Annotated in this window: 11 protein-coding genes; 3 read left to right on the forward strand and 8 right to left on the reverse strand. The window is 60.8% G+C overall.

Annotation, left to right across the window (positions count from 1 at the left end):
* The 3 genes from KBF66_RS16755 to KBF66_RS16765 all read left to right on the forward strand — a co-directional run.
* Positions 1–823, forward strand: an 823-nt coding sequence (locus KBF66_RS16755) for an HD domain-containing protein (RefSeq protein WP_296659933.1), incomplete at its 5' end; no start/stop codon positions are given.
* Positions 824–851: 28 nt separating this feature from the next.
* A complete protein-coding gene (locus KBF66_RS16760; protein WP_296659937.1) occupies positions 852–1,553 on the forward strand; it encodes a response regulator transcription factor in 702 nt (233 codons plus the stop codon).
* Complete coding sequence (locus KBF66_RS16765; RefSeq protein WP_296659941.1) at positions 1,550–2,986, forward strand: sensor histidine kinase; 1,437 nt, start codon at positions 1,550–1,552, stop codon at positions 2,984–2,986. The genes KBF66_RS16760 and KBF66_RS16765 overlap by 4 nt, the downstream gene beginning before the upstream one ends.
* 112 nt (positions 2,987–3,098) lie before the next feature.
* Here the strand turns inward: KBF66_RS16765 and KBF66_RS16770 are convergent, their stop codons facing one another.
* From KBF66_RS16770 to KBF66_RS16805, 8 genes are all read right to left on the reverse strand, one after another.
* On the reverse strand, positions 3,099–4,169 hold the full coding sequence (locus tag KBF66_RS16770; RefSeq protein WP_296659945.1) for an ABC transporter ATP-binding protein: 1,071 nt from the start codon (positions 4,167–4,169) through the stop codon (positions 3,099–3,101).
* 23 nt (positions 4,170–4,192) lie between these two features.
* Positions 4,193–5,047 carry a carbohydrate ABC transporter permease gene (locus KBF66_RS16775; protein WP_296659948.1) on the reverse strand — a complete coding sequence of 285 codons (855 nt, stop codon included), beginning with the start codon at positions 5,045–5,047 and terminating at the stop codon, positions 4,193–4,195.
* 18 nt (positions 5,048–5,065) lie between these two features.
* A complete protein-coding gene (locus tag KBF66_RS16780) occupies positions 5,066–5,944 on the reverse strand; it encodes a sugar ABC transporter permease (protein WP_296659952.1) in 879 nt (292 codons plus the stop codon).
* Between the two features lie 405 nt (positions 5,945–6,349).
* Entirely contained in the window at positions 6,350–7,600 is a 1,251-nt protein-coding gene (locus KBF66_RS16785; RefSeq protein ID WP_296659955.1) for an ABC transporter substrate-binding protein, read from the reverse strand.
* A gap of 147 nt (positions 7,601–7,747) precedes the next feature.
* A complete protein-coding gene (locus KBF66_RS16790) occupies positions 7,748–8,242 on the reverse strand; it encodes a cupin domain-containing protein (protein ID WP_296659958.1) in 495 nt (164 codons plus the stop codon).
* A 21-nt stretch (positions 8,243–8,263) separates the two neighbouring features.
* Positions 8,264–9,256 carry an ROK family protein gene (locus tag KBF66_RS16795; protein WP_296659964.1) on the reverse strand — a complete coding sequence of 331 codons (993 nt, stop codon included), beginning with the start codon at positions 9,254–9,256 and terminating at the stop codon, positions 8,264–8,266.
* A gap of 32 nt (positions 9,257–9,288) precedes the next feature.
* Entirely contained in the window at positions 9,289–9,660 is a 372-nt protein-coding gene (locus KBF66_RS16800) for a phosphomannose isomerase type II C-terminal cupin domain (RefSeq protein WP_296659967.1), read from the reverse strand.
* 102 nt (positions 9,661–9,762) lie between these two features.
* Positions 9,763–10,680: hypothetical protein (locus tag KBF66_RS16805; protein ID WP_296659970.1), on the reverse strand; the 918-nt coding region annotated here is incomplete at its 5' end.

The following is a 10,680-nucleotide window of genomic DNA, read 5'->3' on the forward strand; positions in this document are numbered from 1 at the left end:
CATTCTGCGCGTGGCACGCCTGGCCGCGCGCTTCAGCGACTTCAGCGTGGCTCCCGAGACGCTGGCATTGATGCGCGAGATGGTCGAGAACGGTGAAGTGGAACACTTGGTGAGTGAACGCGTCTGGCAGGAACTGGCGCGCGGGCTGATGGAAGCCACCCCCTCGCGCATGTTCGCTGTGCTGCGCGACTGCGGCGCGCTGGCGCGCTTGCTGCCGGAAGTGGAGCGGCTGTGGGGCGTGCCGCAACGCGCCGACTACCACCCCGAGGTGGACACCGGCTGGCACCTGATGCTGGTGCTCGACATGAGTGCACGGTTGCGGGCGCCGCTGCCGGTGCGGGTGGCCTGCCTGTTTCACGACCTGGGCAAAGGCACCACACCCCCCGATGTGTTGCCACGCCACCTGGGTCACGAAGAGCGCAGCGCCCGCCTGCTCAAGGGCATTTGTGAACGTCTGCGCGTGCCCACTGACTGCCGTGAGCTGGCCGATGTGGTGGCGCGTGAGCACGGCAACATCCACCGCAGCACCGACTTCAGCGCGGCAGCGCTGGTACGACTGCTCGAGCGCTGTGACGCCATCCGCAAGCCGCAGCGTTTTGCCCAGGCACTGATGGCCTGCGAATGCGATGCACGGGGCCGCCTGGGCCTCAGCGAGCAAGCCTACCCGCAGCGCCAGCGCTTGCTTGAAGTACTGACGATGGTGCAGCAGCTTGATACAGCTTCCATAGCTGACAGCGCCATGGCGGCGGGTGCCAGTGGCCAGAAAATTGGCGAAATGATTCACCTGGCAAGGGTCGCTGCGGTGCAGCAAGCCAACACCTGACATCCCATCGCTGGGGTATGCTTGCAACATGTCTAGCTTGCTCATTATTGAAGACGACGAATTGTTGCGTGACGGCCTGAGCGCCCAACTGGCGCAGGCAGGCCACAGCGTCACTGCGGCGGCTGACGGCGAGGCGGCGCAGGTGTTGCTGGAGCGCGAGCGCTTTGACGGCGTGGTGCTCGATCTGGGGCTGCCCAGGATCAGCGGCATGGAACTCTTGCACTGGCTGCGCAAACGCCTGCCCGCGCTGCCAGTGTTGATCTTGACTGCGCGCGACGGTGTTGAAGACCGGGTGCAAGGGCTGACCGCCGGCGCCGATGACTACCTGACCAAACCCTTCAGCATGGCCGAGCTGCAGGCGCGCCTGCTGGCCCTGTTGCGCCGCGCACGCCTGCCCGCCTTTGGTGGCTCGCTGGAAGTGGCCAGTCCGGCGACGCGACGTTTGCGTGTCGACGCCACGCTGCCGCAAGCCTGGCTGGGTGACGAAGCACTGGAGCTGACCCAGCGCGAATGGGCGCTTTTGTCGCTGCTGGTGACGCACGCCGGCCGCGTGGTCAGCCGCGAGGATGTGCTGGAAACCTGGCAGTCCGAACCCGGTGACGGTGCCGGCGTGGCCTCCAACGCGCTGGAGGTTTACATCCACCGCCTGCGCCGCAAACTGGCCGACTCCGGGCTCAACATCCGCAACGTGCGTGGCCTGGGCTACATGCTGGAGTCCACCACCGCATGAGCGCGCCGGCCAGTCAGACGGCCCCCGCTGCATCCGCCAACGCGACGCCCCGGCAGGGTTTGTCGCTGAAACGACAGTTGCTGATCTGGCTGCTGCTGCCGCAACTGGTGCTTTTTTTGGTGGGCGGACTGCTGGCCTACCGCATCGCGCTGAACTACGCAGAAAAAGCCATCGATCAGTCGCTGACCCAGTCGGTGCGCTCGCTGGCGCGGCAGGTCAAGCCAATTGGCTCCGGGCTGTTGATTGACTTTCCGCGCGCGGCACAGGACATCATCGAGCAGGACCCCAAAGACCGCGTGAGTTACATGGTGTCGTCGCCCCCCGGGCAGTTCTTGCTGGGCAACGGCACCCTGCCCGGGCCAGTGGATGCACCGGTGGAACTGGCCGGTGAAACCCTGCTGTACAACGTGCAGATCGAAGGCCGGGCGATGCGCGTGGCGCTGCTGGAGCTGGACTACGGTGACAACCTCTCGCCGCAACGGATGCGGGTGCAAGTGGCCAAGAGCCTGGCCGTGCAGCAACGCTTGACCACCGAGCTGATTGCCGACATGCTGTTTCCTTTGTTGCTCCTGGGTGCTGTACTCAGCGTTCTGGTGTACGGCGGCATCTCGCGTGGCTTGCAACCCCTCACCCGCCTGCAGGCACAGCTGGGGGTACGGCGCGACCCGGCGGTGTCGGCACTCTCTCCGATCGAGTTGACCCAGGCGCCGCAGGAGGTGCATGCGCTGGCCGGCGCGTTGAACCAGTTGCTGGCGGCGGTGCGGCGCAATCTGGGGCAGGAAAAACGTTTTCTCAACGACGCAGCCCATCAGCTGCGCACCCCGCTGGCAGGTCTGATCAGCCAGACCGAGTTGGCCCTGACGGAGACCGACCCACAGGCATTGCGCGTGCGACTGAACAAGGTACTCAGCGGCGCCCAGCGCAGTGCCCATCTGGTGCACCAGCTGCTGTCGCTGGCACGCCATGAGGTGGAGGTCCGGCTGCAGCCGATCGACCTGGCCGAGCTGGCCCGGGGCGTGGCGCGCGACCACACACCACGGGCCATCCAGTGCCGTATCGACCTGGGATATGAAGGACCTGAACATTGCCTGCTTGCCGGTGAGCCCCTGCTGCTCCGCGAGGCCTTGACCAACATGCTCGACAACGCCCTTCGTTACGCCGGACCCGATTGCGAGGTGACCGTGCGCCTCACCGACAGCGGTGATATGGTGTGGCTGGACGTCACCGACACCGGTGCGGGCCTGGCGGTCGAGCAGCTTGAGCACGTGTTCGAGCGGTTTTGGCGTGGCTCGGAGCAGGTTGGCGGGTGTGGTCTGGGCCTGTCAATCGTCGCCGAAATCACCCAGCGCCACGGCGGGCACGCGCAGGCAGTCGCCGTGCAACCCCATGGACTGTGCATCCGCCTGAGCCTGCCGCGGCGCGGTGACGGTTGATCGCCGCCCTGTACCGCATCACTGGCAGCAGAGCCAGCGTAGGCGCTGCGCACAATGAGGTCACACCTCGCGACCTCTTGGGGAAACCGGTTGCCAGCCGTTCAGGCCCGACCTATCCAAGACGCTGGCCGGTCTGCACATCAAACCAGTTGTTGTGGTTGGCACTGACCGACAGACCGACGTTGTCACCCACCTTGACCTGGGTACTGGGTGGTGTACGCACCGTGATCAGGCCGACGCCGGTCTTGATCACCACATAGGTGTCGGCACCCGTGGGCTCCACCAGCGTGACCTCACCGCGCCAACTGGCATCCTCGGCCAGGTGAATGTGCTCGGGGCGTTGGCCCAGCGTGACCTTGCCTTGCATCGGGCAGGGCAGTGTCAGATTGCCCCCTTCAAAGGAAAAAAGGCCATCAGCGCCCATCCCGCTTGCACTACCAGCTATGAAATTCATGGTGGGTGAACCAATGAATCCGGCCACATAGGTGTTGGCGGGCAGGCGGTAAATCTCGTCAGGTGTGCCAATCTGCTGCAGGATGCCGTCTTTCATCACCGCGATGCGCGTGCCCAGTGTCATGGCCTCGATCTGGTCGTGCGTCACGTACACGCTGGTGATGCCGCTGACCTGATGCAGGCGTTTGATCTCGGCGCGCATCTCGACGCGTAGTTTGGCATCCAGATTGGAGAGTGGCTCGTCAAACAAAAACAGTTGTGGGTCGCGTGCCAAAGCCCGGCCCATGGCCACGCGCTGGCGCTGGCCCCCCGAGAGTTGCGCCGGGCGGCGGTCCAGCAGGTGCTGGATCTGCAGCATCTCGGCCACCTGCTGGATGCGTTTTTTGCGCACATCAAGCGGCACCTTGCGCATTTCCAGCGCAAAACCAATGTTGTCCGCCACGCTCATGGTCGGGTAAAGCGCGTAGCTCTGGAACACCATGGCGATGTCGCGCTGCGCTGGCGCCACGCCAATGACGTTTCTGCCGGCAATCTTGAGCTCCCCTTCGGTTGGGTCTTCGAGGCCGGCGATGATGTTAAGCAGCGTCGATTTGCCGCAGCCCGAGGGGCCGACCAGAATCAAGAATTCGCCGGGCGCGACCATGATGTCGATTTTTTTCAGGACTTCAACGGCCTTGTCTGCTTTGCCAAAGACCTTGCGGATGCCTGCGATGTGGAGGGATGCTGCCATGATGGTGGTGTCCTATGAATCAGTTAACCTTTGACCGCACCGGCAGTCAGACCTTTGACGAAATACTGCCCCGCCAGCACATACACCAGCATGGTCGGCAAGCCGGCAATGATGGCCGCAGCCATGTCGACGTTGTAGTTTTTGACGCTGCTGGTGGTGTTGGCCATGTTGTTCAGCCCCACCGTGATGGGCTTGCTGTCAGCGCCGCTGAAAGCCACGCCAAAAAGAAAGTCGTTCCAGATGTTGGTGAACTGCCAGATCAGTGTGACCATCAGAATCGGCGTGCTCATCGGGATGACGATGCGGTAGAAGATGCGCCAGAAACCGGCCCCGTCCATGCGCGCGGCGTTGACCAGTTCACGCGGAATGGCGGTGTAGTAGTTTCTGAAGAACAGCGTGGTGCCGGCCATGCCCGCCAGGCAATGCACCAGCACCAGCCCGGCAATCGAGCTGCTCAGACCCAGAAAACCCAGCACCTGGCTCATCGGCAGCAGCACCACCTGGAACGGCATGAACACGCCAAACAGGATGAAGCCAAACAGCAGGTCGCTTCCCTTGAACTTCCACATGGAGAGCACATAACCATTGATGGCACCCCAGGCGGTCGAGATCAGCACCGCAGGCACGGCCATCATCACCGAATTCCAGAAATAGGGTTTGAGCCCCCGGCAATCGACGCCGGTGCAGGCGGTGGACCAGGCCAGCGTCCACGACTCGAAGTTGAGCGAGGTCGGCAGACTCAGCAGATTGCCCGAGCGAATCTGCTCGGCATCTTTGAAGCTGGTGGCCAGCATCACATACAGAGGCGCCAGAAAGAAAAAGGCCGCAATCAGCAGCACACCGTAAACGGCGGCGCGGGAAAGTGTTTTAGCGTTCATGGATGTATTTCCTTGTTCTTAACGCTCATGCGGTTTGGCGCGCAACTCGCTGTACAGATACGGCACCACCAAGGAGGCCACAAACGCCAGCATCATGGTGGCACTGGCGGCACCCAGACCGATCTGGCCACGGGTGAAACTCATGGTGAACATGAAGGTGGCAGGAACATCCGATGCATAACCCGGCCCACCCGCAGTCAGGGCCATGACCAGGTCAAACGCCTTGATCGAGAGATGTGACAACACCAGGATGGTGGAAAACACCACCGGGCGCAGGACCGGCAGGATGATGCGCCAATAAATGCGGGGCAGACTGGCCCCATCCATTTGCGCGGCCTTGATGATGCTGTCGTCAATACCGCGCAAACCAGCCAGAAACAACGCCATGGCAAACCCGGCTGACTGCCACACACCGGCGATCACGACGCAGTAGATGGCGGTATCGCTTTGCACCAGCCAGTCAAACCCAAACGAGGTCCATCCCAGGTCGTGCATGAGTTTTTCAAGACCCAGGCTGGGGTTCAAAATCCATTTCCAGGCGGTACCCGTCACAATGAACGACAAAGCCATGGGGTAAAGGTAAACAGTGCGCAGAAAGCCTTCGCCACGAATTTTCTGGTCCAGAAAAATCGCCAGCAGCATGCCCAGCAGCATCGAGCCGCCCACATACAACACGCTGAAGACGCCCAGATTTTTGAGCGCGATGTACCAGCGATCCATTTCCCACAGGTTGGCGTACTGCTGCAGCCCGACGAATTCTTCGTAATTGGGCAGCATGCGCGAGTTGGTGACGGAGAGCACCCCGTTCCAGATCATCAAGCCGTAGATGAACGCAAAGCCGAGCACAAAACCCGGGGCGATCACCAGCTTGGGTAACACGTTTTCAAAGGATTTCATAGATCTTTCGCCTTTGATTGACTTGATGGGATCAATGTTGATCCGCAGAAGGGATTCCTGCGCCTTAACCCGACCTGGCGGGGTGGGTATTCCGCTGCGTTCGTGTCCCCCGACCGAACGCCTGTGGCCTTCGGCCTCCTCCTTTACCTCACTGCGCGAAACACCCACCCCGTCAGGTCTAGTCGCCAATTAGCGTTTCAATGTCACAGGTCACAGCGCCAAGCAGCAGGGTTAGGGTATGACCCAAAGCGAAGTAAAGGAGGAGCCCGAAGGGCGGGGGACATGAGCGGCGGGTCGTACCCCAACCCTACTGCGGGTTAGCGAGCCAATTGCCTTCAATCCCCCGCAACCTGATTCCCGACCTCAAATACTCCAGGCCGGAAAACAGGTCGTCATGAACCGAACTTACTTGGTTGCAGCCGCTTTGGCGATGTTCTTCACACCGTCAGCCACCGAAATCTTGTCGTCATTCCAGAACTGGCTGACCGCGTCCTTGATGGCGCCTTCGGCTGCGGGTTTAACGGCCATGCCGTGAGCGATCGAGGGCAGCAGGCCACCGCTCTTGGATGTCGCCACAAAGTCCTTGGTGGAAAGCTTGGCGCAATCGTCAAACTTGGCCATGTCCATATTCAGGCGTACCGGGATCGACCCTTTGTTCAGGTTGAAAACTTCCTGAAACTCGACCCCCATGATGGCAGCGGCCAGATCTGCCTGGGCTTTTTGAGCAGCAGCATCTTTCAGCTTGAACATGGCAAACGAATCCACGTTGAAGGTGTAGGCATTGCCGGTACCCGGAGCTGCAGCACAGATGTAGTCCTTGCCTGGCACCTTGCCAGCGGCGGTGAACTCACCCTTTGCCCAGTCCCCCATGAACTGGAAGGCAGCCTTTTCCTGAATCACCATGGCGGTGGCCAGGTTCCAGTCGCGGCCAGGCGAGGCCGGGTCGGTATAGCTCTTGACTTTGCGGAAAGTTTCCAGCGATTTGGTCATGGTCGGGCTGGTCAGCGCCTTTTGGTCGAGCTTGATCAGCGCATCCTGGAAAAACTTGGCACCGCCGACTCCGAGTACCACGGACTCAAACGTGGTGAAGTCCTGCCAATTCTGGCCACCGTGTGCCACCGGGATCAAGCCAGCCTTCTTGACCTTTTCAGCAGCGGCAAAGAACTCGTCCCAGGTCTTGGGAGCCGCGGCCACACCGGCTTTTTTCAGCACGGCGCTGTTGGCCCACATCCAGTTGACGCGGTGCACATTGACAGGTGCCGCCACGTAATTGCCTTTGTACTTCATCACGTCGGCGACAACGGCGGGCAACAGGCTGTCCCATTTTTCGGCCTTGGCCGTCGCATCCAGATTGGCCAGCACACCTTCAGAGGCCCATTCCTGGATCGCCGGGCCTTTGATCTGGGCGGCTGCCGGCGGGTTGCCCGCCACCACACGGCTCTTGAGCACGGTCATGGCGTTGTCACCGCCGCCGCCTGCCACCGCGAAGTCTTTCCAGGTATGACCCTTGCTTTGCATGATTTTTTTCAACTCACCCACCGATTTGGCCTCGCCGCCCGATGTCCACCAGTGCAGCACCTCGACCTCACCCGCCATGGCGGCATTGCCAGCCACCACAAACGCCACCGCAAAAGCCAGCTTGGAAAGTTTTAACATGTCATCTCCTAAAGAAACGACCCCAGCATAAACAAATCTGGGGCGCGGGTTGATTCGTGCAGACACCGTGTTGCGCGAATTAATTAATTGTTAATTAATTTTTGTCTCGCCGCAATGGGGACTTACCCCTAGACGCAGGAATCTGTTTCAGGACGTTGGGGAATCGACCGCGCGCAACAGCGTGCGCACCAGGCGAACCAGTGGATTGGGTTGGTGCAGGGTGAATGATTTGCGCATGTAGCGGGGCACATGCCAGACAGCGCGGGTGTCCGCCTGAAAAAAGGCGGTATCGCCCGCCTCCAAGACAAAATGCTGACCCAGGTAGCTGATTTCTACCCGACCATCGAGCACATGCACCGTTTCATCGGCGTCAAAATGCCACTCAAAAGTCGACTGACCCTCACAACTCCAGATGCCACTCGAACTGTTTCGGTCGGGCGATGCGACATATTCGGTGTACAAAAAACGCGGGGTTCCCGCCTTGATCCAGTCCTGGGGGACTTGAATCGGCTGCAGCGTATGGTCGCGGGTTGGCTCCGCAGGCATTCGCATCCGGTAGGCGTAACGCAATGAGCTGAAGGCCGCGGTGCCCATCAAAGCGACCAATATTCCCACCACCAGACCTTTGAGAAAGAGGCGCATGGCGCGTCGTGATGTTCAGGTTCAGGCGACCAGCGCCAGAGCGCCAAAATCACCGACCTGCAAACCCAAGCCGGCACTGACGAGCTCGCACCCGTCGGTCAGGGGTGGCAGCTTGCCATGGACTGCCGCACGAAGTTTGGGCAACAGATAGTCCCGGTGGTGCCAATAGACACTACCGCCGATGCTGATGCGCTCAAGGTCGGCAATCGCAATCAGGGCAAACAGCATCCGGCCCATCACCTGACATACATCGTCAATAATGCCTTCAGCCCTTTGATCACCCGCATAAGCTGCTGCAAATAACGCAGCTGGATCGGCATACCCAAGGGGTGCAAAACGACGCGCCAGCGCATTGCCGGCGATCAGCGCTTCCACATCGCCGACGTTGCCGCAGCCGCACAAGGCGTCGTCGTTGTCGCTGACAAAGATGTGCCCGGCGTGGCCGGCGTTGCCATTCTTGCCGCGCAAGATGCGGCCATCCACACACAGCCCGGTGCCAATGCCGGTGCTCCAGGTGACGTAGGCACAGTGGGTCATGGGCACACCGTCACGCTGCAGTGCGCCCCAGCGCCGCTCGGCTTCCAGCGCCCCGATGCCATCGTTTTCCACCCTTACCTGGGCAAAACGCTGACGCAAAGGTGCTTCCAGAAGCGCTGTTTTCCAGTCATTGGGTAAGCCACGTGCCGGACCCGCCTGCCCACCACAAATGTTGGGGGCGGCCAGTTCCACCTGCCCTTGATTCAGCACAAATGGTCCACACGACGCCACCCCTACCCGCGCCACAGCGTCCATCGCGACGCCACTGGCGGCACAGCTTTGACCGATCAGCCGGATGATCTGCTGCGCCAAAGCGTCGTTGTGGCCAGAAACCGCCGTCGGCTCTGCCACTTTGCCGCGCACGCCCAGTGCATCAACTATGTTGACCGCCACCTTGGTGCCACCGATATCGACGCAGGCGACGGGCGAACTACCTTCGGGCAATTTGAAACGGTTGGTCAAAACATGATGGCTCATGGCTTTTTTGTGTGATGCAGAGGGCACCGACTTTACACGCGGCCGTAATCGTCGCTCAAACGGATGATGTCATCTTCACCCAGATAGTCGCCAAACTGGACTTCGACAATCTCGACCAATTGATCTGCGCTTCGATTGGCAATGCGGTGCACCTGATCCAGCGCGATGTCGCAGTGTTGACCCACGGTCAGGTCAAACACCCGATCGCCCAGGGTGACTTGCGCACAGCCCCGTACCACCACCCAGTGCTCGGACCGATGCCGGTGTTTTTGCAGGCTGATTTGTTGGCACGGCAACACCCCAATGCGCTTGATCTTGTTGCCGGGCATCTCCGAAATGGTCTCAAACCAGCCCCAGGGTCTTTGGGTACGCTCGATGGTTTCGGTCCGGGTGGAGTTTTCCATGGCAAGTTAAGTTTCGAGTTGGAGGTGCAATGACGAACGCGCCAGAAATGATAACGTCCGACTGATGCGCGGGTTACATAGGGATTACTGGCGTGCCCTGGCTCACCGGTATGCCGGATAGATCCAGTGCAAATAGGTCGCAGCTGTCCAGGAAAACTCGGATCCGCCCAAACCAGTACCCGAGAGCGGGTTGTAGTACTCATGGAACCCCGTGGCTTCCAGCAGCGTCCGCGAGTGATGTGCGATGCGATCGGCTAGTTCAGCACGCCCCTGTTCCGCCAGGCCCACCGAAACCAGCATATTGATATGCTGCCAGATCGGGCCGCGCCAGTAGCGCCGTGACTCGAAACCTGACGCTGTCATCCGAGTCGATGGCAGCCCGTAAGGGGTCTCCATCAACCAGTTAGTGATAGTCCCTGCGCAGTCGTTCTCAAAACCAGCGTAGGCAGCCAGCAAACCGGCAGAGGTCGGCACTTCCAGGAGCTCACCGGTGATGGCGTTGCGCGACACATATTGCCGCCAGCGATGTGACCACAAATCCCGCACCGCCAGTTGGGTGCGATTGACGTGCATCTGCAACTCATGAACCGGCGCATCCATACCCAAAACCTGGCACAGGTAGGCCAGGTCGCGGCTGGCGCGCTGCAGGATGCTGATGATGCCAATGTCGTTGACCCGGTACGAGGACTCGGCATGTATCCTGGCCGGATCAAACCCGACGCTGCGGTTGAAATCCATGAGGTAAACCATGCGGTCGTAAAACGACCTGGGCGGGCGCATCGAGGCATCGACGTGGTTGAGGTCTTTGCGTTCGTAGTGGCGGGTGGTTTCGGGCACGGCACGCAGCGGCTCGTCCCAGGCGGGTGAGTTGTCCATGCCAGTTTCCCAAGGGTGGATATTGACCACCAGCCCGGTCTGCTGCGGGTCTCGGCAGCGGTACCACCAGCGGTGGTGCGCCAGCAGCTTGGGTACCAGCGTTTCCAGCCGCGCCAATGCCAAATTCCGCGACGGACCCTGGCT

The sequence above is a fragment of the Rhodoferax sp. genome, assembly GCF_018063565.1.
Lineage (GTDB): Bacteria > Pseudomonadota > Gammaproteobacteria > Burkholderiales > Burkholderiaceae_C > Rhodoferax.

Bases quoted from the DNA above. Each gene is read 5' to 3' on its own strand.
- KBF66_RS16760 (WP_296659937.1), top strand. From the start codon at position 852: ATGTCTAGCTTGCTCATTATTGAAGACGACGAATTGTTGCGTGACGGC.
- KBF66_RS16765 (WP_296659941.1), top strand. From the start codon at position 1,550: ATGAGCGCGCCGGCCAGTCAGACGGCCCCCGCTGCATCCGCCAACGCG.
- KBF66_RS16775 (WP_296659948.1), bottom strand. From the start codon at position 5,047: ATGAACGCTAAAACACTTTCCCGCGCCGCCGTTTACGGTGTGCTGCTG.
- KBF66_RS16770 (WP_296659945.1), bottom strand. From the start codon at position 4,169: ATGGCAGCATCCCTCCACATCGCAGGCATCCGCAAGGTCTTTGGCAAA.
- KBF66_RS16785 (WP_296659955.1), bottom strand. From the start codon at position 7,600: ATGTTAAAACTTTCCAAGCTGGCTTTTGCGGTGGCGTTTGTGGTGGCT.
- KBF66_RS16780 (WP_296659952.1), bottom strand. From the start codon at position 5,944: ATGAAATCCTTTGAAAACGTGTTACCCAAGCTGGTGATCGCCCCGGGT.
- KBF66_RS16795 (WP_296659964.1), bottom strand. From the start codon at position 9,256: ATGAGCCATCATGTTTTGACCAACCGTTTCAAATTGCCCGAAGGTAGT.
- KBF66_RS16790 (WP_296659958.1), bottom strand. From the start codon at position 8,242: ATGCGCCTCTTTCTCAAAGGTCTGGTGGTGGGAATATTGGTCGCTTTG.
- KBF66_RS16800 (WP_296659967.1), bottom strand. From the start codon at position 9,660: ATGGAAAACTCCACCCGGACCGAAACCATCGAGCGTACCCAAAGACCC.